This is a genomic window from Nitrososphaera sp. (genome assembly GCF_050748925.1).
Lineage (GTDB): Archaea > Thermoproteota > Nitrososphaeria > Nitrososphaerales > Nitrososphaeraceae > Nitrososphaera.
This window is the reverse complement of the sequence record NZ_JBOGQF010000009.1, coordinates 1-24,034: the sequence shown is the minus strand read 5'-3', so window position 1 is coordinate 24,034 and position 24,034 is coordinate 1. Positions and strand designations below refer to the sequence as shown.

Here is a 24,034-nt window from a genome sequence, read left to right as displayed (position 1 = left end):
ATATGAAAGTTATTTGTATAAAGAATCACAAAAATATCGCGATTTTGCGCAGTTTTTGATCACTTTATTTTTATGGCGGCAATTTTGGAGTTATTTACAACGATACTCGTATTCCTACGCATTTATTGCACATATTTGGCGCAAACCAGTAATTCGGGCAGCGGGGCATGAAGCGGGTTTGCCGCCGCAGGAACTGCCCGATAAGGATTAAAGCGCGGAGCAGGTATCAATATTGATCTGCTTGCGAGCATCGCTTGCAAAGCACCTGCGGATCAACGCCCGCTACAGAAACAACAGGGTCTGTTCTAGAGGCATAAAGCAAAGGTGCATGATCAGATTCCTTGCCCTTGCTCCAGGCCAGACAAGAAATTCGATAGCAAAAAAGCTAGTGCTGGAGCTTGGCATGCGGCCTTCCAACTCGTACAGCTATGTCTTCAAGGAGCTCGAAAAATGCCTTATTCCAAGCGGGATCGTGGAAGAATCGGGCTACAAAAAGACAGGCATGGGGCCGCGGGCCTTGCAAGAGTCGGGGATACCGACTTTTCGCCTTACCCATGTTGGCATGCTGGTTGCAACCTCGATCGAAGAGCTGGGATTTGAAAAAAGAATAGAGATTGTAGAGAGATATCTGATATCCAAGGCCACTTCAAACCCTAGCCAGTTCCCCCTTTACGAGTTCATGCTGGCCCAGTTTCATGGCGACCCGAAAACCAAGCTCCAGCTGATCGAAAGCGGGGTATTCGGATTCATCGAGGGCAAGATCGAGCACCCCATAATACCCATGCTGGAAGAAAGCATGGAGCAGATGTCAAGATAGGCAGAGATATCGAAAATGCGTGAAACAAAACATTTTAATTGCTTCTTTCAAGTGTTTGCCTTACGTGCGCCCGGGTAGTATAGAGATGCCCGGCTACTTAGCTGGCTTCGTACAGTCCGGTCCAGTATGGGGGACTGTCACTCCTCCGACCCGGGTTCGAATCCCGGCCCGGGCGCTTACACATCTTTTATGATGCCTCTCGTTTAAAGGACAAGAAGCGCAAAAAATTTTGCGATAAGGAAAATAATGTATGTTTTTTATATTACATTTTATGGTCAGCTAATAGCCCCCCTTTATCTTCAAGAATCCGCGATAGCAAAACATGGCCGCGCAAAATGGATCAAAAAAGGTTTTGCCAGCGCGGAATAGCAACAAAAAACTCGCGGTTATGCTTGCAGCCATGCTTTTGGCATCAATCGTGGCGCTTGGCGCATCATGGAGCCAGCCTGTTTTTGCTGCGCCCGCCATACACATGGACGAGACTACTGCCTCGTCAGGGCAGAACATCTGGTCCGGCAGGCCCGCCCACGCGGAATTTGTGACCCCGGCGTCGAGCCTTGTCGGAAAGCAGATAAACTCTATGACGATAACGCTAAAGAAATCAGGTGCCGCTACAGGGACAACCGAGATCGGCATCATCAATACAAACCTGTCCATGAAGAGCGTCTTTGCGACGCTCGACGTGTCAACCCTTACCACGTCGTACAAGAGCTATGAATTTGCTTCGGCCTCTCTCTACACCGTTGCGGCAGGCGACAGGATAGGGATCAAGTACCCGGCTGGCACGAGCTCTGCCAATATCTCCATCATGCGCGACACCGACCTTGCGGATCCCTTCGACGGCTCTAATTCCTATCACACGTTCTACACCACTTCGTGGTCGACCTTTTTGTCAAACGACCTCATCATGACTTTGAAACAGAACTAGGCGCGGCCTGCGCTGAACAGATCGGTGGATAATTCTGAAAGCGTCTTTTTGTTTGCAATTGCTGCAAGCGAGACCCGCGTATCGACGCCAAGTTCCGCGTCCAGCTCCTTTCCATTATCTGAATAGACCTGGCCGCCGGCTTCTTTTACTATCAGGTACGCGCCAGCAATGTCTGTTGGCCGGATCTTGCCACGCAGGTCGATGGACGCATCCAGCTGGCCGCTCGCAAGAAAGCACATTTCTAAAGCAATTGCACCAAATTGCCGGACGTGGTTTGCCTTTGACATGACCGGCGACAGCCGCTTGATGATGTCAGGGCCGATGCCGGAAACATTCATCCCTATCACCGCGTCATCGCCCGCCTCCCTGACCCTGATCCTCTTGCCATTCAGAAAAGCGCCCCTGCCCTTTGACGCATGATACAGGTCGCCATTTGTCAGGTCGATGATTGCCGCGTGTGTCACTGCGCTCAGCCGGAATTCAGTTGCGTATGCCAGTGAGCAGCAGTAGAACGGTATCTTGCGCGTCGCGTTGGTCGTGCCGTCGACGCCGTCCATTATCACGAAGCCCTTTTTGCCCTCTATCCTGCCGCACTCTTCCCCGATTATCGTGGCGTCAACCTTGCGCTTTTTCAAGACCTCGATCACGGTCTTTTCAGCTATGAGGTCGATTTTGCGCGAAATGTCGCCGCCCGCGCCCCTGCCCATCTGCCTGTTGCCCAGGGCGGTTCCTGCCATGCCTTTCGTGCGGGCATGCACCTTCAGGCAGGCCTCTTTAAGCGCCTCCATCACTACGGCACCTGCCGCACCTTCTCTTAAAAATTATATCATTGAAACGCCTAAATGTAATGTTGACAGTAGCCCACTCCCAGAGCTACGATTCCGGTCTGGTGGAGCGGCTGCTCTTTCGGGTCGCAAGAAAATGGGTCGCAGGCTACAGCTCTGCCGACGCGATCGAGGCGGCGCTGGACGCAAACAGGCGCGGCATGTCTGCCATACTCAATTTCCTTGGCGAGGACACAGCCGACGAAGGGCAGGTTGGCGCCACAGTCGATGAATACCTGTTGCTCATGGGCATGATGCACGACAAAAATGTGCAAGGCTGCGCTTCGGTCAAGCCGACGCAGTTGGGACTTGCCATCGACTATGAAATGTGCCGGCAGAATTTCAAAAAACTTGCAGCCAGGGCTCGCGAGCGGGGCCAGTTCCTGTGGATAGACATGGAGTCTGCAAAATTCACCGAAGACACTATCACGCTTTACCTTGAACTGCTAAAGGAAAACCCTGATGTCGGCATCGCGGTGCAGGCGTACCTGAAGCGCAGCGGCGCGGACCTCTTGCACATAATAGAGCACGGCGGCAAGGTGCGCCTGGTCAAGGGCGCCTACCACGAGCTGGAGGAGCACGCGTTTGCGTCAGGGGAAGATGTCGACAGCAACTATTTGCATTTGCTAAAGATGCTGGCAGGGGGCGATAACTTTTTTGCAGTCGCAACCCATGATTCCAAGTTAATCGACGAGGCAATAAAACTGGGCGGCAAGTGCGAGTTCCAGCTCCTCATGGGCATCCGCGACGAGCTAAAGTCGCAGCTGGTCGCAAGCAAAATGACAGTGGCAGAATACATACCGTACGGCGGCCAGTGGCTCCCCTATTCCGTAAGGAGGATAAGGGAGCGCAAGCGCAACCTGCTCCTGCTGGCAAGGTCGCTCATACAGCAATAGTCTGGCTCTGCTCCCTCAAAAACTGCGTGAGGTAGTGCTGTCCTCCAGACCCCCTGCCGGTCGTGCCGGAATCCTTCCACCCGCCAAAGGGCTGGCAGCCCACCATTGCGCCCGTGGTTGCGCTCGCCTGCCTGTTGACGTACACGACGCCGGCCTCGATGTGGTCGAGGAACTTTTTCACCTCTTCCTCTTTGGCGCTAAAGATGCCGGCAGTCAGGCCATAGTCAGAGTCGTTGCACATTTTCAGCGCGTCGTCAAACTTTTCATAGTCGGCGACGCACAGGATCGGGACAAACAGCTCTTCCTTGAAGAGCCTGTGGTTCTTTGGCAGGCCTGCGACAATCGTGGGCTCTACATAATAGCCGTGCTTTAGCTCGCCGTCTTTTCTGACGTAGCCGCCGACAAGCACCTTGCCGTCCCTGTCTGCAAGCCGGGCGTACTGCTGGTATTTCTTGTAGGCGCTCTCGTTTATCACGGGACCCATGAACGTGTTTGGCTCCAGCGGGTTTCCCACCGGGAGGTTCTTTGCCTTCTCTGACAGCCGGCGAAGAAACTCGTCCCTTACTTTTTTGTGGACAAAGACGCGCGAGCACGCGCTGCACTTTTGGCCAGAGTATCCAAACGCCGCCTTCAATACGCCGTCGGCTGCCTTGTCAAGGTCCGCGCTTTCAGTCACCAGCGCAGGGTTCTTGCCACCTAGCTCTGCAATGAGAGGCCTTGGCCTGTCTCGGCTGAATTCCCTGCCCATCGAGTAGCCGACTTCGCGCGAGCCGGTAAAGACTATGCCGGCCACGTCTCTGCTTTGCACGATCTCGTTGCCGACCTTGCTCCCGGAACCAAACACGACGTTGAGCGCGCCGGCAGGCACGCCTGCCTCTGCAAACATTTGCGTTATCTTGAAAGCCGTAATGGGCGCGTCGCTTGAAGGCTTGACCACCACGGTGTTGCCCGTTATCAACGCAGCCGTGGTCATGCCGGCCAGTATTGCAGCAGGAAAGTTGAAGGGCGCTATCACGCCCCAGACGCCGTACGGCTTCATGACGCCCTTGCTCTTTTCGCCGGCCTGGGCGCTCTTTGTCTGCGCCTCAAAGCCGTTGTTGCGCTCCAGATCCTCCGCGTAATACCTTACAAAATCAATAGCCTCGTCAACGTCGCCGATGGACTCGTAACGGTTCTTGCCGTTTTCGTACGAGACCCACGCAGCAAGCTCGAATTTGCGCTCGCTCATGATGTCGGCCGCCTTTCTGAATATGCACACGCGGTCGCGCCAGTCGGTCTTGCCCCACTCTTCAAACGCCTTTTTGGCAGAGGCTATGGCAAGCCTTGCGTGCCGGGCGGTCCCGGCCGGAGTGTAGCCGAGCACGATCCTGGTGTCGATGGGCGAGCTGTGAGCCGTGCTTCCGGACGCCTTGACGTGCTTGCCGTCTATCACCATCAGGTATTTCTTGCCAAATTCCAGCCTCGCCTGCTCAAGGGCGCGCTCGTACTTTACGTGGAACTCGCCTTCAGCCTTTTCCGACGCAAAGTGGCGGAGCGTGTGCTCGTTTTCAAACATCCACAAGATATCCGTCAGGGAACCTTAAAAATGAATCATGGAAAAGAATACTAACAGCTTGTGCGCATTGTTCCCCATGAGCGCCACGAGCAAGTCGCGGCTTTTGATATTCCTGATGATAGCGATATCGCTCGTGTTCTTTGTCACCAGCTTTGTGGCTGCATCGCTATCAGGCGAGCCGGAAGAGCAGATGGCAACTACGCAGGCAGAGTACAGCCAGTGCATGGTGGTGCGCACGGGCGAGGGCCTGCTCGTCGACTGCTCGCTATCCTGAGCACGACCTGCAGACAGTTTCCCTCTTGATGAGGCCCTTCTTTTGCGAGCAGTTGGAACATACTTTGCGACTGCATACTGCGCACGTGCCGCTGTGGCCGGAGCAGGCGAGCTGGCGGCACAGCTCGCACTTTATGCTGTGCTCAGCGCAAAAGATCGAGTCGCAGATGTAGCAGAGCGCCCGGTGGTCCTTGCAGGCCGGCGACAGGCACGACTTGCAGTACGCGAGGTGGCGGTTGCACATCAGGCTGCCGCAGCTGCAGGCCGAGCCGGATTCCAGCGCTGCAGAGCACGTCGAGCAGCGGCCCCACGTCCCCAGGCCGGTGTAGGCGCTCCATTGCACGTCGCCGTGGTGCTCCTTGCCGTTGACAAGCACGGACGCGCGGTAGGCGGTCTCGACGAGCCACCCCGATACCGAATGGTGGGATTTTGCCCTGACCTGCGCGAGCGCGTCGTGGAACCTCTCTTTTTCCTCCCGCTCTATTTCGCGCAGCTTTTCTTCAAGCGCCTTTCTGTCGGTGTGCAGCTGCTCGGCTTTTCGCCGCGTCAGCAGGATCTTTTGCTTTTTCGCGTCTGTCCTGTTTTCAACAGAGATCAGTCGTGACTTTTTCGCCTTTTCTTTTTTCAGCTCCTTATACAACTTTGCGCCGGCCTTTACCGCGTCGATGTCGGCGTTGAGCGCCTCCTGCAGCCTGACGGCGCTTTCGACAATGCTTGCAATCCTGGCCCTCGGCTTTTCTGATTTTATCTGCACATTTTCCTTCCTCTTCTCTTCCATGATGACGTCGAATTTTGCCTCCAGCTCTTTTCTCAACTCTTGGACGCGTTTTTCAATCTCGCCCTTCCACTCCGCCGCCTCTTTCCTTGCCTCGGCCGGGACGTGGCGCTGCGGCGCCAGCGCGTGTTCGGGCAGGTTTATCAGCTCGCCGCCAAACGCCGCCAGCTCGGCGACCCTGTCAAGTGACTGCTTGGCATAGGTCTTTTCAAAAACAGAGGCTTCCAGTTCAAAGACCGGGTGGAATCTTTCCTCCAGCTCGACTGACAGAACCTTGACTGCCTTGACGTTGCTGCCCAGCTTTATGAAAGACGCAAGGTTCTGGGGCTCGAATTTCTTTTCAAGCATAAGGAACGTGTCCTGCGCGCCAGCGGCCACAATCTGCTCCTCCGGCAAGGCAGCGCGCGCAGCATCTGCCTCCGGTTCGTCAAGCGGTTCTGCAACTCTATCCACGACAGGCTCGGAAGGCTGCGCGGTGGCCTGCTCGCCCTTGAACTGTGCCATCAGCTCGGCAATTTCGCCGTTCTCAAGGGGCCCACGGTGGTAGGTCAGCGTCCACCTAGACTTGACGACGCCCCGGAACTTGGGGTCAAATATGTTGCAGAAAAACTCGCCGGCCTTTAGCCGCGCTATTTCCTTTTCCGCGTGCGAGTCAAGCTCCAGCCCGACGCTCACGCGCTGGATGTCGCGCTGCGCGCCCAGCCTCCCAATGAACCGGACGTTGGCGTTTGAGATCACCTTGTAATCCAAGTCGACGGCGTTCTGGCTCGCGAGCAAGAGCCCGAGCCCGAAGGCCCTCGCCTGCTTGATGAGCAACAGCAGCAGCTTTTTTGACGGCGGCTCCTTCACAGGCGGGCAATAGCCGGCGATCTCGTCAAAGTACAGCAAATAGCGCAGCGTCTGCGCGCTGCCCTGCTTGATGAGCCACTGGTACAGCTGCTGCAACACCAGCTCGACGAACAGGTGTTTTTCCTGCTCGGATTGGATGTTGCGCAGGTCAAGCACGTTGACCGAAGGCTTGCTGAAAATCTCTGCAAAGTCCAGAGGCTCTGCCGCGGACCACGAGCGCAGCTTGGGGTCTGAAATGAGCAGGTTTATCCTGGTCGCAAGTTTGCGCCTTTCCTTGTCGCCAACGACGTCAGAGACGTGGAGCGACCCGATTGTGGATATCGGAGGGTTCTCGATCCTGCGGATGAGGTCCTTGACAGCAAGGCTCTGGCCGGCCTTCCACGCGTCTTCCAGGAGAGCGGAGACGAACGTTATCTCTTTGCGGTCGTCTTCACCATAGCCGGCAAGCCTCAGCAGGCTGTAGGAGGTAAGGTCCAAAAGATCGGCCGCAGATGCCATGTCATCTCGCAAAAGGCGGGAAAAGTCTTTCGGCGTCGAGAGGTCCGGCGATATGCCGACCGGCAGCCCCGCAGACGACTTGGGCGTGAATATGCGCACAGGCACTTTGGCAAACTCGGCCGCCGCTTTTGGGTTGACTGAAAACTCGCGCGCCATGTCATTGTACATCTGCTGCAGGGTTTTTGCGTGGCTCGCCCTGTCTGCCTTTAGCGCGTCGGCCTCCTTCCCGGACCATTTTGAAAAATCAAAATCCGGCGACTGGAACGCCAGGTTGCCAATGTCCCCCTTGGGGTCGATGGCAAACGTGGGGATGCCCTGCAGCGCCGCCTCTTCCACGATGACCTTTGAGAGCACGGTCTTGCCCGAGCCGGTGGCGCCGAGAATGATGGCGTGCTTTGTCAGCGACAGCCTGTCTATCTCGAACTTGTTGCCATCAGCCTGTCCTATGTGTAGCTTGGACACCGCCTTTTTGTGCCAGCGGGTGTTAAAAAGTGCTCTGTATCTTGTAGTAAAGCACGAGCTCGCCGGCCCTCTTGCGCTCCACTTTTGATAGTTTCAATTTTGTGCCCTTTGCGATCGTGTCAAAGCCGTCGCCTTCGACAAGCGTGATGGCAAGGCGCCCGCCCGCTATTCTTGGCGCGACCGTCACTATCAGCTCGTCCGCAAGGCCGAGGCGGAGGACCGACCAGTTCAGCTCGCCGCCGCCCTCGACCAGCAGTTTCTGAAAGCCCATCTTTGCCAGCCTCGCAAACAAGGACTTCAAGTCGACCTGCTCTTTGCCGGCGACAATGACCTCGGCGCCGGCATTTTCTATCATGCTGATGTTGCCGGCAGGCGCCTGCTCTGTCACCGCGATTATTGTCCTCACTTTATCTGCCGTCTTTAGCAGCCGCGAATCTTCCGGCGTCCTGCCCCGGCTGTCGACTATAACGCGCGCAGGGCTCTTGCCCTTTACATGCCGGACTGTCAGCTGCGGGTCGTCTGCGAGCACGGTCGCGACGCCGACGACGACGGCGTCAGAGCCGGCGCGCAGCCTGTGGACGCGCACCAGGTCTTGCTTTGACGATATTGTCGAGTCGCCGCTGGCAGTCGCTATCTTGCCGTCAAGGGTCATTGCGGCGTTTATCGTCACCTTCATTGAAATACGCCCGGGATTGCGAAACGGCCATTTACCATCACGGCTGCTACCGAGCCCGGGCCTGCCCTGTGGACAACGGCGGCATATGGGTCATGCACAGGGTAGAGGTCGGCGTGCTTTGTGTCGATGACCACGAGGTCTGCGGCCTTGCCTGCCTCGATCGAGCCAGAGTCGAGTCCCAGCATCCTGGCCGCGTTTACAGTCGCCATCTTTATCAGCTCGCGGGGCTCGATGAATTCGCCTGCCGCGTGCGACGCCTTCCAGAGATAGTCAAGCTCGCGGAACATGTCGGGCGAATTGAGCATCACGTTGTCGGTGCCTATCGCGATTTGGCAGCCGCGCCTCATCATCTCTGCGACCCTCGGCAGGCCGGCGCCAAGGACGCCGTTTGCTCTCGGGCATACGACGACGCCGGCCCTGCCGGCGACAAGCGAGATGTCGCTGTCTGTTGCGTTTGTCGCGTGGACAACGATGTCCGGCTTTAAATGCCCAATTATCCTTTCAACCTCGCTCCTGCCCGTGTGCTGCATCGAAAACTCGGCTGCTTCCTTTGACTCTGCCGCGTGTATCGCAACGATTTTGCCCGCTGCCATCTCGCCGTATTGCGCAAGCGCGGTGTCCGTGTTTTCATTGGCGCCGCTGATCCCAAGGCCGTCAGCGATTTTCAACACTTCTCTCGCTTTTGCAATCGCCTGCGGCGGCAAGCCTTCAGTGCCGGATGGGTCACTGTAGTGGTCCGCCCTGCCCAGCACAACGCATTTTATCGGCAGGCCGGCAACGGCGTCCTTTAGCAGCCTGACGCCCTGTGGCCCTCCCTCCCTAAAGTCGGCAAACGCGGTTATGCCCTTTTGCAGCATCGACACCGCAGAGCTTCTGACAAACACCTGAAGGTGCGCTGCCGCGCTTTTTTCCAGAATCGTCTTTTTGGCCCCAAACACTGGGTGGACGCGCGCGTCAAGGCGCTTGCCGGCGGCAATGTCCTTGCCTATCGAGTCGGCGACGTGGGTGTGCGCATTGATAAAGCCGGGGATTACAAGAAAGCCGCCTGCGTCAAGGCGCTTGCCAGAGCCGCCGCTCTTGCCCGGGCCGGCGTCCACTATGGCCCCGCTGTCGATGCGGATGTAGCCGCGCTCTATGTGCTCTAGCTCTGGTCCAAGGAGAATGCTTGCGTTTTCAATGGTCAGCATCGTATTTCATAGATCGTCTGGATCTTGCCCTCGTCGCGCAGGTCGCGGATGGTGTCAAGGGCCTTTGTGGCGGCTTCCGCGGCCTTTTTGCCGGTCTTGCCGATGCCGATGCCGCAATTCAGCTTTATTTCAATGCCAGCGATGGCTTTCTTTATCGCCTCGTCGGCCTGCTCTTTTGTCACGCCGTTTGATACCACCATAAAGTTGTCTCCGCCGAGGAAAAAGGTGAGCGAGTCGCGCTTTAGGAACTCGTCGGCAAGCCTGCTGTATATTTTCATGACCAGCGCGGTTATCTCGTATGGCGACACCCTGCCGCTCAGCTTTGTCGAGCTGTCGACGTCGATGTGCATTATCTGTGCTAAATCCGCGTGGGCGCCGGAGCCAAATATGCGCGCGCCTTCGTCTGCAAACTCGTTCTCTTTCCTTGCATTGTAGGCGCTCATGCTGGCAGCAAACGCGGTGGCGCCGGCGCCTATAGCCATCGACATCCTTAGGTCCTTGTAGATGCTCGCAAGCTCGCGCTGTATCTGCGCGTGTTCCTGCACCGAAAGGCCGTTTGTCACCGCAAAATACTCGTCAAAGCGGTTAAAGTAGACGATGCAGTTTTTGTCGTTAAATAGGCGCTGGACGTCGTGGTATATCCTTGCCTGCAGCATCTGCAGCTGCGCCTCCCTGTCTGAACCGAGCGTCAGGGTCCACGGGCCATAGCCTTCAATCCGGATTATGGTCAGCTGTATCATTCTATCACCACAGTCCCCCGGGCGACCGATTTTTCTAGCTTTCTCAGCCTTGCCACCATGCCGACTGCCGCATCGACTGCGCGCACAGGCACTTCTTCCTGGCGCGCGACTGCCTGCTCCTCGGTCATCCCCGGGCCGGTTATCCCGAGAGCGACCGGCTTGCCGTGCTTTAATGACAGGTCAGAGATCAGCCGCGACGCGTTTTCTGCCACAATGTCGTCGTGGCGCGTGTCGCCCTTGATGACCGCGCCTAGCGTCACCACGGCATCGACGCCGCGCTTTTTCAGAAGCCTCTCTACCGCAAGCGGCATGTCAAACGCGCCCGGGACGTGGAATACGTATTGCACCCTGGCGCCCAGATGGGCGGCGTGCTCTTTGGCTTTTTCGAGCATCTTACTCGTTATCTCGCCGTTAAACTCGGACACGACTATTGCAAGTGCAATCATCTGTTATGCTACCTTGGCCTTTTGGTAGGCTTCCTTAAGTTCGCTTGCCTCAAGGAGAGGGATGCCTGCCTTTCTGGCATACTCGCCTGCCTTTTCAACCGTAAGCGCCCTGTGCGTCACCGAGTCCATCATCTCGCATATCGCGACTGCCGGCGCCATGCCTGCGAGCTTCATCAGGTATACGCACAGCTCGGTGTGCCCCTTGCGCTCTGCCAGCAATCCTTTTGCAGCTATCAGTATCGGGATGTGGCCCGGCGCCCGAAAGTCGCGGGCAAACTCGTCGACGTTTCCATTCTTGCATACGCCGGCCATCTTTGATACCGTGAGCGCCCTGTCGATGTCCGTGATGCCGGTAAAGGTGGAGCGGTGGTTGACGGCTATTGAAAATGAGGGTTTGTCGCCATATGCGGCCCTGCCCTCGGTCAATTTTGCAAATACTGGGTTGACCTTGCCCATGCCGGCTATCATGTCGTGCATAAAGACGAGCCCCAGCTTTGTCGCCGGCTCGCTTGCTATCGCAAGGCACAAGAGCCCGCCGGCGTCCTTTCTCATTATCGCGATGTGTTCTGGCGTGACACGCTCTGCCGCTATCACCATGTCTATCTCGTCCTCGCGCCCCTTGTCATCATGGACCAGCACAAACCTGCCGGCCTTGAGGGCTGAAATCGCGTCAGCTAGCAATAGTGGTGCCTTGGCGCCGTTGATATTAATAGATTACTAAAAAGCTGGTTATTACTATTGTTTTGGTAGGTTCTTGGCGACATACTTGCTGAGGACGTCCGTCTCAATGTTCACCTTTTCGCCTTTCTTCTTCAGCCCAAGCGTCGTTATCCCCAGCGTATGGGGTATCAGGGATATGGAGAACTTGCCGCCGCTCACGTCGACTACCGTAAGGCTTATGCCGTCGACCGCAACAGATCCCTTCTCGACGAGCGCGGACGCCAGCTCTTTATTGTCGAGCTGGAACCACATCGTGGTCTCTGAGGGCGTCTCTATTTTTTCAGAGACAATGGCGGTGCCGTCCACGTGGCCCAGGACAAAATGGCCTTCCAACCGGTCGCCCACCCTCATGCTCCGCTCAATGTTCACCCTGTCGCCGGGCCTGACCTCCCCGAGAGACGTGCGCCTCATGGTCTCGGCGACCATTTCAAACTGCGCCTCGCCTTTCAACAGTTTCGTGACGGTGAGGCACGCGCCGTTGACGCAGACGCTGTCGCCCATCTTTAATCCCCGGGCCATCCTGCCCATCTTTACCCGCATCACGGTGTCGGCGCCCTTTTTCGCCCTGGCTACAGACGTGACCTCTGCCAGCCCCTCTATGATGCCGGTGAACATGCAAGACACAACCAGCAGACAGGATAAAAAGATTGATTTGCCTTTGCTGCAAAGCATTACCGTGTGCAACACTGCCGTCTTTTACGGCGACAACCTGGCCCGCTATGGGTTTGGCGGGTCGCACCCCTGGAGCACCGAGCGCATCCACGCGTTCTGGCGCCGGCTGTGTAGCGACCGCATAGACAATATGGTTGTGGAGGAGCCCGAGATCGCCACGGAAGAAACAGTGTTGTCGTTCCACGACAGGCAATACGTAGAGATGGTAAAGATGGCGTCAAGGCAGTGCAGGTCCATTCCTCTTGACAGGGGCGACACGCCTTCTTTTCGCGGCGTCTTTGAAGCGGCGCTGTACGTCGTAGGGTCGACGCTTGCCGCCCTCGACATGGTGATGGCAGGCAAGGACAGGGTCGGCAGGAAGATAGAGCACGCGTTCAACCCGATAGCAGGGCTGCACCACGCCCGGCGCGACTCGGCAGGCGGCTTTTGCGTCTTTAACGACATCGGCGTTGCGATAATGCAGGCGCGCCAAAAATACGGCGTCAAAAAGATAGCGTACGTCGACATTGACGCGCACCACGGCGACGGCGTCTTTTACGAGTTTGACGGCGACCCGCTGCTGTTTTTCGCAGACGTGCACCAGCACGGCATATTCCCCGGCACCGGCTTTGCAGCAGAGACAGGGGCAGGAAAGGCAGAGGGCACAAAGCTGAACATTCCGTTGCCGGCAGGGGCCGGCGATTCTGAATTCATCGGCGCGTTTTCAAAGATGGAGGAGTTTGTCGACGGTTGCAAGCCAGAGCTGATAATACTGCAGTGCGGCGCCGACGGGCTCGCAGGCGAGCCCATAACCGACCTGCAATACACGGCCAATGCGCACGCGCACGCCGCAAATTCTCTGCACAGGCTTGCGCACAGGCACTGCCAGGGGAGGATAATCGCGCTGGGCGGGGGCGGCTACGACCCGTCCAACATCGGCAGGGCGTGGACAGAGGTCGTAAGGGCGTTTGCCAACGGCCCCGGCTAGAGCAGCGCCAAAAATTCCTTTTTTGTCAGGCCGCAGTCTGAAATTATCTGCAACAGAAGGCCTTTGCCCAGCTCATCTCTTCTCGGGATTGTCGTGGCCAGTCCCTTGCTATTTTCCACCACAATGTGGCTGCCCGTTTGCCTGACAGGATGGAACCACTTCTTTTTCAGCGCCTTGAGAACCTGCCTCCACCCAACGACGGGAAGGCTCAAATCGATACAGTTACCAGCCTAGAGGCTTCCTTTTTCTTCTTGTCGTTAAGGTAAGAGATCCATAGCTTGATGGCCTTTTTTGTATCCTCTATGGCCTCGGCCCGGGTGTCGCCCTGCCCTCTTGCCTGGGGGAATTCAAGGCAGTAGCCGGCATAAAACCTGCCGTCTTTTTTGACCACGATGCTGTAGCTTTTTGCCACGCAATCCATTCGACGATTTTCTATATAAAACTAGCCCGGCTGAATTGCGGCAAGCGATATACTATTAAGGACAAGCCGGCCAAAGTTGAACCAAATGAGTGCCAGAAAAGCGTACGACGATGTCCTGAGGCTTATGCGCGAACACCATGACTGGTTTAACCGCTCGATACCGCTCATCGCCAGCGAGAACATACCCAGCCCCGCAGTCAGGGAGGCCGTCATGTCCGACTTTGGCAACCGCTACGCGGAAGGCTGGCCGGGCGAGCGCGTCTACGCTGGCTGCATATACATCGACCAGGTTGAATTGATCTGCAACGACCTGGCGAAAAGAGTGTTCAATTCCGAATTTGCCGATTGCCGCGCCACTTCTGGCGTGGTCGCAAACCTTGCAATTTATGCCGCGTTTTCAAGCCCCGGCGACTGGATGATGGCCGCATCCATTCCGTCCGGCGGCCACATTTCGCACGGCAAAAAAGAGCACTCCGGCACGGCCGGCCTGGTGCACGGCCTCAACATCGAGCATTACCCGTTCACGAGGGAAGAGATGACCATCGACGTCGACGCGACCAAGAAAAAGATAGAGGAAATGGCCCGCGACGGCAAGACGCCCAGGATGGGCATGTTTGGAGGCTCGCTGTTTCTGTTCCCGCACCCCGTGAAGGAGCTGTCGTCGTTCATGCACGACCACGGCATGTACATCAACTATGACGGCGCGCACGTCGCCGGGCTTATTGCCGGCGGCGAGTTCCAGGACCCGCTGCGCGAGGGCGCGGACTCGATGACGATGAGCTCGCACAAGACGCTCTGGGGCCCGCAGGGCGGCATCATTGTGTCGTATGAAAAGCACGCCGAGGCCATCAAAAAGGGCATATTCCCCGGCAACACTTCCAGTCATCATTTGCACCACGTGGCAGGCAAGGCCGTCGCGCTTGCCGAGTCGCTGGAATTTGGCAAGGGCTATGCCAAGCAGGTTATCAAAAATGCCAAGGCGCTCGCAGAGGCGCTGGCAGGCTTTGGGTTTGGCGTGCTGGGGGAAAAGAGAGGCTATACGATGTCGCACCAGATCGCAGTCGACGTCACGAAATTTGGCGACGGCGGGACTATTGAAAAAGAGCTGGAAAAGGCAGGCATCATACTTAATAGACAATTGTTGCCGGGCGACATCAAGGCCGGCAGGCACTACATGCACCCCGGGGGCGTCAGGATCGGCGTGCCCGAGATAACGAGGCTGGGCATGAAGGAAAGCGAGATGAGAGAAGTCGCGACTTTCATAAAGAGGGTCGTCGTCGACAGGCAGGACACGGCGAGGGTCGCCAAGGACGTCGAGGATTTCCGCAGGCAGTTCCAGAGGGTGCAGTACGCGTTTGACAACGCGGTAGGCGCCTACGAGTACATCAGCCTGGTAAACCGGTAGTGTGTGTTTCCAGTGGAAAACTGCCAAAATAATTGTTCTTTTATAGTACCGGCAGCGCCGGCTGGAGCAAGTGCGGCGGGAAGACAATAAAAAGCTGCGCTACTGCGTTATAGCGTGAGCAATGGGGGCGGCTTTACCGGCGGTTCTTACTCTTATGACGACATTGTCCGCGTCAACAAAAAATCATGAAGGTCCGGGGAACAGAGTTTGATGTTGATGACTATGTGTTAGAGCCCCTGGTCGCCAACCTTGCAAAGCGTGCTGCGACGATAGACGAAAAGGAGCGAGTGCTTTTGCAGGCGGCATATCTTTTATTCATGATCACATTTCGGCAGCCATTCCTTGACGGGAACAAGACGACGGCCTTTGTGCTGACCAAAATACTGTTGAAAAAGAAAGGCCTGGACCTTCCTGCTGCCACAATAGTGCAGAAGCAGGAGATGTTTGATTTGTTAAACGACGTGATGTACGGGCAGAGAGGATATGACGAGGTAGAAAAGTTCGTGAGGAAAAGAGTGATCAGTCTCTGATAAGAGACCTGTCATCGTTTGCCAGGGCCTCAACAAGGTCGCGGTTTTCTTCCAGGGTCTCGTCGACCATTTCATCCAACGTCTTTTCGCGTGTCTTCGCAGCCATCTGGACATTCTGATTTGGGTATTTCATTATATAAGCATTCATTCGCGCTCGCCTGCGGCCTGCACTATCGCCACTTTTTGCGCGGCTCGTCCAGCTCCCTGATTATCTTTTTGTATTTCTTCTTTCGCCATGTTGTTTGCAGGGAGACAGGAGCAGATCAGAGTTAATCCGATTTTCTGTTCATTATGGATTTCTGGGCCGAACTCCACTTGACGTTGCCCGTCTTTTTCAGCCATTCAACGTACATGTCCTGAAACTCGAGCCTCTCGCGAAAATTCTTTTCCTTGAATTTGTCAAGCTCTTTGAGGTCTATTTCAGGGAGCTTCTTCTTCATGCCAGGTACTTGTTAAACTTGTCTTCCTTATCAAATTTCTTCAAAAAGTCCTTGAGCGTGCGTTTATCGAGTATTTCCTCAAACAGCTTGTAGAGGTGCCGGGCATCTTCAATGTCCTTCTCGGTGGAGAGGTACAGCTTGTAGGGTATCTGCAGCTCCAGCGGCGAAATCCTGAGGGTCCTGTCGTTCATTACTACCTGCTTGCTGTTGTCCAGGCACCAGTTGTCAATCTCCCTGGCTGCTGGAAACTTGATCTCTATGTTGGGCACGAACTGCCCCTTTCTGGCAAAGCGCAGCGACGCGCCAGCCGCCAGGTAGTTTCTGTAAGCGCTTTCGGGATTACTGGGAACCAGGCAATCAAAGCCCTTTAGGGCATCCTGCCACATAGCCAAAAATTTTGCCTCAGGCGCGCCGTATAACCTGATCGCAATTACTTCTTTTATCCTGCAGCATGCAAAAGCCAGTGCCTTGGTGAGCGGAAATGACATTGAGCGGATGATCCAGGAGGCCGTGCAGGAAAACGCGCTGTTCGCGGACAAGAAAAAGATGGACGGCTCTTTGCCGTCTTCTGGCCCGCCGGTGGGCAGGGAGGACAGGGCCGGCGAGCTTGTAAAAGCAATAGCGGGGTGCAGGGGCTATGTCGCGCCATTCGTGTTTGTGTACGGCCGGACCGGCTCTGGCAAGTCGACGGTCGTGAAATTCGTGTGCGAACACCTGCCCATGACATCATACAGGATGGTCAACCTGCGAAAGGCGAGGACCGTCTTTGGGTGTGCAAACCTCATCCTGGAAGAGCTGGGTGCCGAGGAGGCAAAGCATAGACAGAGCTGTTCCATTGCGGTGCAGAGGATAGCGGACAGGATGGGGGCCCTGGCGTTGCAGAATCCCCTTGTACTTGTGCTTGACGAATTTGACTCGCTTTTTTCCGACAGGCGGGGCGGTGCGTCTGACTTTGTCTACAGGCTCCTGGCAGAGCAGCAGCGGCTGCGAGAAGAGGGCAGGATGGTCTGCATCGTGGCCATCTCAAACGGCCCGGCGGAGCTGGACGAGAGGGTGAGGTCCAGAATAGGGTCTGCGCCAGAGATATACTTTGGCGCATACAGCAAACAGGAGGTGCTTGCGATACTGAAAGACAGGGCGGCATCGGCTCTTGCCGAGCCGGCGGATGAAGGGGTGATGGAATACTGCGCCCGGAAATCCTCCGACGAGTACGGCGACGCCCGCAGGGCCATCGACCTGCTGAGGGTGGCCGCAGAACTGGCGGGGCCGGCAGGAGGCAGGATTGAGAAAAAGCACGTTGATGCTGCTTCTGGCAGGCTGCAAAAGGACAGGGTAGATTCCGCGATGGCCGGAGCGTCGTTTCATTTGATGGCCGTGTGCAGGGGGTTTGTGCGGGTAACGTACCTTGCAGGCCCGGGATGGTACTCGACGTCAACGCTCTACAGGCAGTACTGCCTCGTGCTGGGAGGAGGCGAGGACAGGCCGCTGACGTACAAGCGCGTGTCAGAGCTCCTCGGCGAGCTTTACAACCTCGGGCTTGCCGAGTCGTATGCAGGGTCAAAGGGCAGGGGCGGGTTCGGGCGCGAATACAGGCTGGCGATGCCGCCGGATGCATTCACGCCGAGCTTTCCAGGATTGTGGCTTGAACTGGCAAAGGCGACGAGCGAACATGAGGAACGCATGAAACGCTTCAAGCAAGAGTCAGAAGATCCATGCGTGGGCGAATATGAGCGCGGGATTGCAAGAGACCGGCTGGCGAATGAAAAGCAGCGGTGGATATATTTTGTGGGAAAGTAGGCATAGACATGATGAGTTAGTCGTCTGATAATGCGGTAGGAAATTACACAATGAAATGGAGATGTTCTTTAAATTCTCATTACATCGCAAAATGCAGAGAAGTGTTTATTTATCTAGATGGAAGAATCTTCCTGCTAGTGATTAATACAATATTTCCGTTTAGCATTAATGAAAATTATTCTGAGCGGGAAATCATCAAAGTTCTTGCATTAGGTGCACGGGGAGGAATAAAATTGAGCAAGAAGAATAACATCGTGGTTTTGTTTTTCAAAGCTCACAGTGATAGAACGCCCTCAGATGGAGGTCGCAACATATACAATGACGTTCGACGAATCGTCAGGACTCTGTCATTACACAGGCACAGGACAAATCGGCGACCAAACATTTGACAATCCACGTAATAGGTGGTTGCGAGATGCAAAAGAGGATGGTCGGGAAATACATCTTTTCAGACAGCACCAAGAAGGTGGATTACACGAGTATTTCGGGAAATTCGAAGTGCAAGATTATGATTCCCACAAAAAACAAATTGACGCTACTGGCAGGCAAAGAAATGTGATTAATTTCACATTAAAATTGCTTGTTTAAACTTAATCTGCGCTTTTACTTCTAAAGCGGCGGACTCTCGTTCAGCATCAGCGCAAGGAGCGCCGCTCTCAATTCCTTCCCGTACGCCGCCTGCTTGAAATACACCGCGTTCTTTGTCGCGTCAACCGAATGCGATATTTCATCCAACCGAGGTAATGGATGCATTATCGCAACGTCTTTTTTTGCCTTGCCCAATGTTGCCGCATCAATAGTGTACGAGCCGCGCACTTTTTCATATTCCTGCGCGTCCGGGAACCGCTCGCGCTGTATCCTGGTAACATACAAAATGTCGGCCTGCGACAGCACGTCTTCAAGCTCGTTGTGCTCCTTTATCTTCATCTTGTTCTGGACGTCATAGATGGACTCTTTTCTCACCGCAAGTGACTCTGGCGACACCAGGTGCACGTCAACCTTGTAATTGGCAAGCCCGTACAACAATGAATAAACCGTCCTGCCATATTTCAGGTCGCCAACGATTGCAATAGACAGCCCGTCTATCCGGCCCTTTTCCTTCAAAATCGTATAGAGGTCAAGAAGCGCCTGCGTCGGGTGCTCCTCGCTCCCCGACCCGGCGTTGATGATAGGATTGGTCGACAGCTCTGCCGCAAACCGGCTGGAGCCGTCCATAGGATGCCGGAGCACGATTACGTCAGAGTAGAGGTCGATTATCCTGATAGTGTCGGCAAGGCTCTCGCCCTTTTCCACCGACGACGACTTTAATTCCGATATGCCGATAAAGCTTCCGCCAAGCGACGCCATCGCGGCCTCAAAGCTCATCCGGGTCCTGGTGCTCGGCTCGTAGAAAATATAGCCCAGCGTCCTGCCCTTGCCAAGTTCCCCCCTCTCTGCCGGCTTTAGCGCCCTTATCTTGTCAGTCGCCGAAAAGATGTATTCAAGGTCGCTCTTTGCAAAGTCCTTTATCGAGACGATGTCTCGGTCGAAAAAGGGGTTGGGCATTATCACCTTTCTCAAAAGGCGGGCGGTAATAAATTAGACGCTTTTCATCGCCGTGGCTGCAAGCAGAACCGGATAACCAACTGCTCGCCAATATCTGGCGCTTTTTTGCTGTATGTCAATAGGACAGTTACAAAGTTTAAATGCATGTTAAGTGCATTGAGTAATAGCATGGGAAGCACCACGATCACGATAAGCGACGCTGCTTACGGGATATTAAAGGCCCAAAAAAAGGAAGGGGAATCTTTCTCTGACGTGATCCTGCGGACATTTCCCCAGGGCAACCCTGCCAGGATCCTGGCAGTGCTTGACGATCTGCCTGCGCTGAACGAGGCGACGGCTGAGCGCATAAGAAAAGCCAGCGAGGACGTGCGGCGCAACTTTAAGGCGCAGGTGCCAGAGGTCTGACAGTTGGCCTGCGTCGACACAAACTTTCTGATAGACCTTGCCAAAAAAGACAAGGACGCCCGGGCAAAGATGGACGAGATGCTGCAAAACAATGAAAGCGTGTACACAACTACGATAAGCCTTGCCGAATATTTCGCAGGCGCGTGTGGGTCACAAGACAAGAAAGCCATAGAGCACGCCCGGCGGTTCCTTGGCTCATTTGCAAGAATCACCCTTGACGACAAGTCTGCCATGCAGTACGGCGAGCTCTACAACAGCCTCCGGTCCAGTACCATAGGCGACAGAGACCTTTTCATTGCCAGTATCGCCCTGGCAAACGGCCAAACCCTGATCACGCGGAACGTAAAGCATTTTGAAAGGGTGCCGGGGCTAAGGATCGAAAGCTGGTAAGATGTTTTCTACAGGAAATATCATACATATTTGTATATACATTAATGTATAAATAGTGCTCCCGCCTACCACTGACCTATGAGCATCCTGAAACGCTCTAAGGGAAAGAGAGGACCGTCTGCAAAAGGCAATGCGAAACGAAGGCAGATCATGCCCCGCCTTGACACTCTGGAGATGATAGAAAATGCCGTCAGGAAAGAACAGTACTTTGAATCGAAAACAAAACTCTGGAAGTCGCTGCCAAGGGGCGTTCAGTATGGAACTCTTGGCGTCGCGCTATCATATCTCGAAAGATCGAATAAGATAGAGCGGAACAGAGACGGCTCGATTGTCTGGATATTCATGGAAAGCGAAAAGATGAAGAGATCCCTGGAAGGCTCAACGGAGCTGTAGCTATGTCGTGCTATAGCCAAACAGCCGGTCGTACTCTTTATGCGTGAGCAAATCAAGCAGGTGGTAGACCTTGTCCTCATTGCGACCCTTGACAGTATAGATTAGCCGGTGGTTACCGCCGACCTCGCGCCTGTAAAGGGTAATCACCTCGTGGGTCCTGAGATACTTGTCAGGCCAAGGCTTTTTCTTGATATAGTCTCCAAGATTCCTATTCTGTTTCATCTCCTCTGTTATCTGGTCGACTTTGATTTTTACGGGGTCATTGTCCGACAAGTTGCCAACGACCTTTATGAAATCAGGAGACGCAAAAACGCGAAACCTCCGAACCAAAATATTCTATTCCATAGATGCACCTACTTGCTTTTCAGTTTTTACTTGTCAAACTGGCCGGCCGTGCGCTGGAACTCGGACAGGAACTTCTTGGCCTCGACGTCGTCCTTGAAGTAGAGCGCAAAGCTCGTGACGTACTTGCCAATCACCAGGCAGTACTCGCCGTCCTCGTTGTCCTTTTCAAATTCAAGGTAGTCAAGGTCGCGGGGCCCGCCCTGGTACCCGTCGTCGTACAGCACCGCCTGCATGATGTTGACGATGTCATAGTATTCACCGTACTTCATGGCAAAGTCGATTGCGACGCCAAAGTCCGTCGACTCGACGTGGAGCGAGAACTCGCGGTTGTTCCTCAACAGGCTGAAGGAAAAGTACGACAGCTCCATCAGCTCGGGCAGGCTTTCGTCGACTTCCACGCCATTGTAGTGGATATTAGTTTATTTTAACTATCGTCTGTCCAATCTCGTATGCCAGCGTCCTTTGCCTACGGCCAGGTTTCCATCGACTTTGAGGTGGGAGGCAAGAAGATGAGGGCGACCTTTCATTACAGGTATTACGCCTCTGAGAAGAAGGTAGAGTACGTCTCAATTGATTACAGCGATTCTGCTCTGAGGGAAAAGATCGAAGGCGACCCGGCCATGAGGGAGAAGGTCAACTCGTACATCTCTCAACACCTGGCAAAAAAGGACGAGGGACTCTCGTAACCTTATATCTGCACGCCTCTCATTATAGCCATGAAGGCAGGCATCATCGGCTCCGGCGAGGTGGGGCAGAGGCTCGGCGACGGCCTCATCGGGCTGGGGCACGAGGTCATGATAGGCAGCAGGGACCCTGCCAAGCTGGCGGCGTGGGTTGGCAGGCACAGCGGGGCGGCGTCTGCAGGCAGCTTTTCCGACGCAGCGGCCTATGGCGAGCTCCTCGTCATCGCGACATCGTGGGCCGGCACGACAAGCGCGATAGGGATGGCAGGCGCCAAGAATTTTGCAGGCAAAACAGTCATCGACGTCACAAACCCGCTGGACTTTACCTCGACGCCGCCAAAGCTGGCCGTCGGCTGCACCGACTCGGCCGGCGAGACGATACAGCGCATGCTGCCGGGCGCAAAAATAGTAAAGGCGTTCAACATCGTCGGCAACCCCCTCATGGTGCACCCCGAGTTCCCCGGAGGCAGGCCCACGATGTTTATCTGCGGCAACGACGACGGCGCCAAAAAGACCGTAAACGGCATAGTCACGGCGTTTGGCTGGGAGTCGATAGACATTGGCGGCATCGAAGGCTCGCGGCTATTGGAGCCTCTGGCGATGCTGTGGATAACCTACTATTTCCGCACAAACACGGGCAACCACGCGTTCAAGCTCTTGCGGAAATGAGCATGACTCACGCTAGGGAAACAGCCGCAAGCCAGCTTTCCGGGTTTCAGTGCGCGAGGTCTCTTTCTTCCCGCTCTCGCTTCTTCATGCTGTCGGCTTCGGCCCTGTGCCACTCTGCGACGTGCCAGTCATTCTCCTTCTTTCTCTGGTAGCTCGCGTATGCCACAAGGATTCCAAGCGCCAGAAATACGAGCGTGCCGGCGATTGCGGAAGCCGCGGCCACGGGCGTCATGGGATTGGATGCTGGCGCGTCTGTTGCCGCTTTTGCCACGATCATGACAATCAGGTCTAGCAACCAACTTTCACCTTGCAAGTAATATTATGCGCAGAGAAATAGATAAGACTATTGAGGCTTTTTCGCAAGTGCAATAGGTTCATATCCACTATCCGCGCTCGCAAGCATGTAACACTTGGCTATTTACCGCTATACCTTTTACAAGAGCCCCAACATAGGGATATTCGTCAAGGCTAACGACAGGATCGTGCTTGTCCCCCACGGCTTTGCAGACACCAAGAGCGACAAGCTGGCTGAGTACCTGCAAGTCGAACTCGTCCATGCGTCGGTCGCCGGCACCCGCCTCCTGGGCCCGATGGCAGTCATGAACAACAACGGCATCCTGCTCCCCGCGATAGCAGAGGAGGAGGAAGTGCAGTGGCTGCGCGAAAAGACGCACCTCAACGTCGAGAGGCTGCAGAGCAAGCTCACAGCGGTCGGCAACCTGATAGCTGCAAACGACAAAGGCGCGCTGGCCTCGCGGGCGCTGAAAGAATCTGGCCAGCAGATACAGGACGTCCTTGGCGTGCCGGTGCACTACATGGACATCGGCGGGTTCGTCCAGACAGGCTCGATGGTCGTCGGCACAAACACCGGCGCAGGCGCCCACCCGCAGGCAAGCGAGGATGAAGTCAGAAAAGTTTCAGAGGCGCTCGGCGTCCCCGCAGAGCCCCTCACGGTCAACGGCGGCGTGCCCTTTCTGTCGTCCGGCATCGTGGCAAACACCAAAAACGTCGTCGTGGGGAGCCTGACTGCCGGCCCCGAGCTCATCATGATGAGCAGGATATTCCAGGCGTAATGATAGTCGAGATCCTCTGCGTCGGCAACGAGCTGCTGTCGGGGATCACGCTCAACACAAACGCGCACTGGCTCGCGGCGCAGACAGCCGGGGCTGGCGGCACGATAAACAGGATTACGGTAGTAGGCGACGATCTTTACTCGATCTCCACTGCCGTCAAGGAGGCGCTAGCAAGAAAGCCGGCCATATTGATAACAACAGGCGGCCTCGGCGCGACATATGACGACATGACGCTTGAAGGCGTGGCCGGGGCGCTTGGCAGGCAGGTAATATTGGACAAGAGGGCGGTCAGGATGCTAAAGGACAGCTATTCCCGGCGCAACCTGCATTACAGGATAAACAGGGTCAGGCTAAAGATGGCCACCATCCCGGAAGGCTCTACTCCCATTGAAAACCCGGTGGGGACCGCGCCCTCTGTCGTCATAGACGCCGGGACAGAGGTCTTTTGCGTGCCGGGCGTGCCGGCAGAGATGAAGGCGGTTTTCAAAAAGCACGTCCTGCCCCTCATAAAGGAAGGCGTCGGCGCGTTCGCGTCGAGGGAGGCGAACTATATGGTGTCCGGCGTGTCAGAGGCCATGATAGCGCCGGCGCTGAAAAAAATAGTCGCTTCAAACCCGGCCCCTGCCGTCTACCTGAAAACGCACCCGCAGGGC

Annotated in this window: 33 protein-coding genes and 1 tRNA gene; 17 read left to right on the top strand and 17 right to left on the bottom strand. The window is 55.5% G+C overall.

What is annotated here, in order from left to right:
* The 4 genes from ACREAY_RS01690 to ACREAY_RS01675 form a co-directional block, all read left to right on the top strand.
* The coding region (locus ACREAY_RS01690; RefSeq protein ID WP_431754025.1) for a hypothetical protein at positions 1 to 211 on the top strand (211 nt) is incomplete at its 5' end.
* A gap of 30 nt (positions 212 to 241) precedes the next feature.
* On the top strand, positions 242 to 817 hold the full coding sequence (locus ACREAY_RS01685) for a hypothetical protein (protein WP_431754024.1): 576 nt from the start codon (positions 242 to 244) through the stop codon (positions 815 to 817).
* Between the two features lie 68 nt (positions 818 to 885).
* Positions 886 to 992, top strand: a tRNA-Asp gene (locus ACREAY_RS01680).
* A 225-nt stretch (positions 993 to 1,217) separates the two neighbouring features.
* Positions 1,218 to 1,745 (top strand): hypothetical protein, encoded by a 528-nt coding sequence (locus ACREAY_RS01675; RefSeq protein ID WP_431754023.1) that lies wholly within the window; start codon positions 1,218 to 1,220, stop codon positions 1,743 to 1,745.
* Here the strand turns inward: ACREAY_RS01675 and ACREAY_RS01670 are convergent.
* Complete coding sequence (locus ACREAY_RS01670) at positions 1,742 to 2,533, bottom strand: inositol monophosphatase family protein (protein WP_431754027.1); 792 nt, start codon at positions 2,531 to 2,533, stop codon at positions 1,742 to 1,744. The genes ACREAY_RS01675 and ACREAY_RS01670 overlap by 4 nt on opposite strands.
* Positions 2,534 to 2,595: 62 nt before the next feature.
* Between ACREAY_RS01670 and ACREAY_RS01665 the strand changes: the two genes are divergently transcribed.
* On the top strand, positions 2,596 to 3,465 hold the full coding sequence (locus ACREAY_RS01665; RefSeq protein ID WP_431754022.1) for a proline dehydrogenase family protein: 870 nt from the start codon (positions 2,596 to 2,598) through the stop codon (positions 3,463 to 3,465).
* On the opposite strand, the gene ACREAY_RS01660 is transcribed toward ACREAY_RS01665, so the two are convergent.
* The gene (locus ACREAY_RS01660) at positions 3,452 to 5,020 is read right to left on the bottom strand and encodes an aldehyde dehydrogenase family protein (RefSeq protein WP_431754021.1); all 1,569 of its coding nucleotides are present in this window, start codon (positions 5,018 to 5,020) and stop codon (positions 3,452 to 3,454) included. The genes ACREAY_RS01665 and ACREAY_RS01660 overlap by 14 nt on opposite strands.
* 76 nt (positions 5,021 to 5,096) lie before the next feature.
* Here ACREAY_RS01660 and ACREAY_RS01655 point away from each other — a divergent pair, with 76 nt between their 5' ends.
* Entirely contained in the window at positions 5,097 to 5,294 is a 198-nt protein-coding gene (locus ACREAY_RS01655; protein ID WP_431754020.1) for a hypothetical protein, read from the top strand.
* Here ACREAY_RS01655 and ACREAY_RS01650 read toward each other — a convergent pair.
* From ACREAY_RS01650 to ACREAY_RS01620, 7 genes are read right to left on the bottom strand one after another with little or no spacing between them, the layout of a single operon-like run.
* Positions 5,286 to 7,877 (bottom strand): helicase HerA-like domain-containing protein, encoded by a 2,592-nt coding sequence (locus tag ACREAY_RS01650; protein ID WP_431754019.1) that lies wholly within the window; start codon positions 7,875 to 7,877, stop codon positions 5,286 to 5,288. The genes ACREAY_RS01655 and ACREAY_RS01650 overlap by 9 nt on opposite strands.
* A 22-nt stretch (positions 7,878 to 7,899) precedes the next feature.
* Positions 7,900 to 8,553 (bottom strand): 2,5-diamino-6-(ribosylamino)-4(3H)-pyrimidinone 5'-phosphate reductase, encoded by a 654-nt coding sequence (locus ACREAY_RS01645; protein ID WP_431754018.1) that lies wholly within the window; start codon positions 8,551 to 8,553, stop codon positions 7,900 to 7,902.
* Positions 8,550 to 9,740, bottom strand: a complete 1,191-nt coding sequence (locus ACREAY_RS01640; protein WP_431754017.1) for an amidohydrolase family protein — start codon at positions 9,738 to 9,740, stop codon at positions 8,550 to 8,552. Before ACREAY_RS01640 ends, ACREAY_RS01645 begins: the two co-directional genes overlap by 4 nt.
* On the bottom strand, positions 9,734 to 10,480 hold the full coding sequence (locus tag ACREAY_RS01635) for a GTP cyclohydrolase IIa (protein WP_431754016.1): 747 nt from the start codon (positions 10,478 to 10,480) through the stop codon (positions 9,734 to 9,736). Before ACREAY_RS01635 ends, ACREAY_RS01640 begins: the two co-directional genes overlap by 7 nt.
* On the bottom strand, positions 10,477 to 10,926 hold the full coding sequence (gene ribH / locus ACREAY_RS01630) for a 6,7-dimethyl-8-ribityllumazine synthase (protein WP_431754015.1): 450 nt from the start codon (positions 10,924 to 10,926) through the stop codon (positions 10,477 to 10,479). Before ribH ends, ACREAY_RS01635 begins: the two co-directional genes overlap by 4 nt.
* 3 nt (positions 10,927 to 10,929) lie before the next feature.
* Positions 10,930 to 11,607 (bottom strand): 3,4-dihydroxy-2-butanone-4-phosphate synthase, encoded by a 678-nt coding sequence (gene ribB / locus ACREAY_RS01625; protein ID WP_431754014.1) that lies wholly within the window; start codon positions 11,605 to 11,607, stop codon positions 10,930 to 10,932.
* A 54-nt stretch (positions 11,608 to 11,661) separates the two neighbouring features.
* Entirely contained in the window at positions 11,662 to 12,261 is a 600-nt protein-coding gene (locus ACREAY_RS01620) for a riboflavin synthase (protein WP_431754013.1), read from the bottom strand.
* Between the two features lie 61 nt (positions 12,262 to 12,322).
* Here ACREAY_RS01620 and ACREAY_RS01615 point away from each other — a divergent pair, with 61 nt between their 5' ends.
* Complete coding sequence (locus tag ACREAY_RS01615) at positions 12,323 to 13,285, top strand: acetoin utilization protein AcuC (RefSeq protein ID WP_431754012.1); 963 nt, start codon at positions 12,323 to 12,325, stop codon at positions 13,283 to 13,285.
* On the opposite strand, the gene ACREAY_RS01610 is transcribed toward ACREAY_RS01615, so the two are convergent.
* Both ACREAY_RS01610 and ACREAY_RS01605 read right to left on the bottom strand, forming a co-directional pair.
* Positions 13,282 to 13,497: a type II toxin-antitoxin system HicA family toxin gene (locus ACREAY_RS01610; RefSeq protein ID WP_431754011.1), complete on the bottom strand. Its 216-nt coding sequence runs from the start codon at positions 13,495 to 13,497 to the stop codon at positions 13,282 to 13,284. The genes ACREAY_RS01615 and ACREAY_RS01610 overlap by 4 nt on opposite strands.
* Positions 13,494 to 13,721 carry a type II toxin-antitoxin system HicB family antitoxin gene (locus ACREAY_RS01605; protein ID WP_431754026.1) on the bottom strand — a complete coding sequence of 76 codons (228 nt, stop codon included), beginning with the start codon at positions 13,719 to 13,721 and terminating at the stop codon, positions 13,494 to 13,496. The genes ACREAY_RS01610 and ACREAY_RS01605 overlap by 4 nt, the downstream gene beginning before the upstream one ends.
* A 70-nt stretch (positions 13,722 to 13,791) precedes the next feature.
* Between ACREAY_RS01605 and glyA the strand changes: the two genes are divergently transcribed.
* Together glyA and ACREAY_RS01595 are read left to right on the top strand one after the other, a co-directional pair.
* Positions 13,792 to 15,111, top strand: coding sequence for a serine hydroxymethyltransferase (gene glyA, locus ACREAY_RS01600; protein ID WP_431754010.1), 1,320 nt, complete (start codon positions 13,792 to 13,794; stop codon positions 15,109 to 15,111).
* Between the two features lie 185 nt (positions 15,112 to 15,296).
* Entirely contained in the window at positions 15,297 to 15,641 is a 345-nt protein-coding gene (locus ACREAY_RS01595) for a Fic family protein (RefSeq protein WP_431754009.1), read from the top strand.
* A gap of 269 nt (positions 15,642 to 15,910) precedes the next feature.
* Here ACREAY_RS01595 and ACREAY_RS01590 read toward each other — a convergent pair whose 3' ends face one another.
* Positions 15,911 to 16,081 carry a hypothetical protein gene (locus ACREAY_RS01590; RefSeq protein ID WP_431754008.1) on the bottom strand — a complete coding sequence of 57 codons (171 nt, stop codon included), beginning with the start codon at positions 16,079 to 16,081 and terminating at the stop codon, positions 15,911 to 15,913.
* Positions 16,078 to 16,467, bottom strand: coding sequence for a hypothetical protein (locus tag ACREAY_RS01585; protein WP_431754007.1), 390 nt, complete (start codon positions 16,465 to 16,467; stop codon positions 16,078 to 16,080). The genes ACREAY_RS01590 and ACREAY_RS01585 overlap by 4 nt, the downstream gene beginning before the upstream one ends.
* 85 nt (positions 16,468 to 16,552) lie before the next feature.
* On the opposite strand from ACREAY_RS01585, the gene ACREAY_RS01580 reads away from it, so the two are divergent.
* Entirely contained in the window at positions 16,553 to 17,878 is a 1,326-nt protein-coding gene (locus ACREAY_RS01580; RefSeq protein WP_431754006.1) for a Cdc6/Cdc18 family protein, read from the top strand.
* 609 nt (positions 17,879 to 18,487) lie between these two features.
* Here ACREAY_RS01580 and pyrB read toward each other — a convergent pair.
* The gene (gene pyrB, locus ACREAY_RS01575) at positions 18,488 to 19,423 is read right to left on the bottom strand and encodes an aspartate carbamoyltransferase (RefSeq protein WP_431754005.1); all 936 of its coding nucleotides are present in this window, start codon (positions 19,421 to 19,423) and stop codon (positions 18,488 to 18,490) included.
* Between the two features lie 168 nt (positions 19,424 to 19,591).
* Between pyrB and ACREAY_RS01570 the strand changes: the two genes are divergently transcribed.
* The 3 genes from ACREAY_RS01570 (at position 19,592) to ACREAY_RS01560 (ending at position 20,611) form a co-directional block, all read left to right on the top strand.
* Positions 19,592 to 19,828, top strand: coding sequence for an antitoxin VapB family protein (locus ACREAY_RS01570; protein ID WP_431754004.1), 237 nt, complete (start codon positions 19,592 to 19,594; stop codon positions 19,826 to 19,828).
* A gap of 3 nt (positions 19,829 to 19,831) precedes the next feature.
* Positions 19,832 to 20,218, top strand: coding sequence for a type II toxin-antitoxin system VapC family toxin (locus ACREAY_RS01565; protein ID WP_431754003.1), 387 nt, complete (start codon positions 19,832 to 19,834; stop codon positions 20,216 to 20,218).
* Between the two features lie 78 nt (positions 20,219 to 20,296).
* On the top strand, positions 20,297 to 20,611 hold the full coding sequence (locus ACREAY_RS01560; protein ID WP_431754002.1) for a hypothetical protein: 315 nt from the start codon (positions 20,297 to 20,299) through the stop codon (positions 20,609 to 20,611).
* Here the strand turns inward: ACREAY_RS01560 and ACREAY_RS01555 are convergent, their stop codons facing one another.
* Complete coding sequence (locus ACREAY_RS01555) at positions 20,612 to 20,884, bottom strand: hypothetical protein (RefSeq protein ID WP_431754001.1); 273 nt, start codon at positions 20,882 to 20,884, stop codon at positions 20,612 to 20,614. It lies immediately after the preceding gene.
* 98 nt (positions 20,885 to 20,982) lie between these two features.
* Complete coding sequence (locus ACREAY_RS01550; RefSeq protein ID WP_431754000.1) at positions 20,983 to 21,354, bottom strand: hypothetical protein; 372 nt, start codon at positions 21,352 to 21,354, stop codon at positions 20,983 to 20,985.
* 51 nt (positions 21,355 to 21,405) lie between these two features.
* Between ACREAY_RS01550 and ACREAY_RS01545 the strand changes: the two genes are divergently transcribed.
* Together ACREAY_RS01545 and ACREAY_RS01540 are read left to right on the top strand one after the other, a co-directional pair.
* Entirely contained in the window at positions 21,406 to 21,642 is a 237-nt protein-coding gene (locus ACREAY_RS01545; protein WP_431753999.1) for a hypothetical protein, read from the top strand.
* Positions 21,643 to 21,672: 30 nt separating this feature from the next.
* The gene (locus ACREAY_RS01540) at positions 21,673 to 22,308 is read left to right on the top strand and encodes an NADPH-dependent F420 reductase (protein WP_431753998.1); all 636 of its coding nucleotides are present in this window, start codon (positions 21,673 to 21,675) and stop codon (positions 22,306 to 22,308) included.
* 46 nt (positions 22,309 to 22,354) lie between these two features.
* Here ACREAY_RS01540 and ACREAY_RS01535 read toward each other — a convergent pair whose 3' ends face one another.
* Positions 22,355 to 22,603 (bottom strand): hypothetical protein, encoded by a 249-nt coding sequence (locus ACREAY_RS01535; RefSeq protein ID WP_431753997.1) that lies wholly within the window; start codon positions 22,601 to 22,603, stop codon positions 22,355 to 22,357.
* A 115-nt stretch (positions 22,604 to 22,718) separates the two neighbouring features.
* Here ACREAY_RS01535 and ACREAY_RS01530 point away from each other — a divergent pair, with 115 nt between their 5' ends.
* Together ACREAY_RS01530 and ACREAY_RS01525 are read left to right on the top strand one after the other, a co-directional pair.
* Positions 22,719 to 23,381 carry a translation initiation factor IF-6 gene (locus tag ACREAY_RS01530; protein WP_431753996.1) on the top strand — a complete coding sequence of 221 codons (663 nt, stop codon included), beginning with the start codon at positions 22,719 to 22,721 and terminating at the stop codon, positions 23,379 to 23,381.
* The coding region (locus ACREAY_RS01525) for a competence/damage-inducible protein A (RefSeq protein ID WP_431753995.1) at positions 23,381 to 24,034 on the top strand (654 nt) is incomplete at its 3' end. The genes ACREAY_RS01530 and ACREAY_RS01525, both read left to right, overlap by 1 nt.

Bases quoted from the DNA above. Each gene is read 5' to 3' on its own strand.
- ACREAY_RS01675 (WP_431754023.1), top strand. From the start codon at position 1,218: ATGCTTTTGGCATCAATCGTGGCGCTTGGCGCATCATGGAGCCAGCCT.
- ACREAY_RS01670 (WP_431754027.1), bottom strand. From the start codon at position 2,533: ATGGAGGCGCTTAAAGAGGCCTGCCTGAAGGTGCATGCCCGCACGAAA.
- ACREAY_RS01660 (WP_431754021.1), bottom strand. From the start codon at position 5,020: ATGTTTGAAAACGAGCACACGCTCCGCCACTTTGCGTCGGAAAAGGCT.
- ACREAY_RS01655 (WP_431754020.1), top strand. From the start codon at position 5,097: ATGAGCGCCACGAGCAAGTCGCGGCTTTTGATATTCCTGATGATAGCG.
- ACREAY_RS01645 (WP_431754018.1), bottom strand. From the start codon at position 8,553: ATGAAGGTGACGATAAACGCCGCAATGACCCTTGACGGCAAGATAGCG.
- ACREAY_RS01640 (WP_431754017.1), bottom strand. From the start codon at position 9,740: ATGCTGACCATTGAAAACGCAAGCATTCTCCTTGGACCAGAGCTAGAG.
- ACREAY_RS01635 (WP_431754016.1), bottom strand. From the start codon at position 10,480: ATGATACAGCTGACCATAATCCGGATTGAAGGCTATGGCCCGTGGACC.
- ribH (WP_431754015.1), bottom strand. From the start codon at position 10,926: ATGATTGCACTTGCAATAGTCGTGTCCGAGTTTAACGGCGAGATAACG.
- ACREAY_RS01620 (WP_431754013.1), bottom strand. From the start codon at position 12,261: ATGTTCACCGGCATCATAGAGGGGCTGGCAGAGGTCACGTCTGTAGCC.
- glyA (WP_431754010.1), top strand. From the start codon at position 13,792: ATGAGTGCCAGAAAAGCGTACGACGATGTCCTGAGGCTTATGCGCGAA.
- ACREAY_RS01595 (WP_431754009.1), top strand. From the start codon at position 15,297: ATGAAGGTCCGGGGAACAGAGTTTGATGTTGATGACTATGTGTTAGAG.
- ACREAY_RS01590 (WP_431754008.1), bottom strand. From the start codon at position 16,081: ATGAAGAAGAAGCTCCCTGAAATAGACCTCAAAGAGCTTGACAAATTC.
- ACREAY_RS01585 (WP_431754007.1), bottom strand. From the start codon at position 16,467: ATGTGGCAGGATGCCCTAAAGGGCTTTGATTGCCTGGTTCCCAGTAAT.
- pyrB (WP_431754005.1), bottom strand. From the start codon at position 19,423: ATGCCCAACCCCTTTTTCGACCGAGACATCGTCTCGATAAAGGACTTT.
- ACREAY_RS01570 (WP_431754004.1), top strand. From the start codon at position 19,592: ATGGGAAGCACCACGATCACGATAAGCGACGCTGCTTACGGGATATTA.
- ACREAY_RS01560 (WP_431754002.1), top strand. From the start codon at position 20,297: ATGAGCATCCTGAAACGCTCTAAGGGAAAGAGAGGACCGTCTGCAAAA.
- ACREAY_RS01545 (WP_431753999.1), top strand. From the start codon at position 21,406: ATGCCAGCGTCCTTTGCCTACGGCCAGGTTTCCATCGACTTTGAGGTG.
- ACREAY_RS01540 (WP_431753998.1), top strand. From the start codon at position 21,673: ATGAAGGCAGGCATCATCGGCTCCGGCGAGGTGGGGCAGAGGCTCGGC.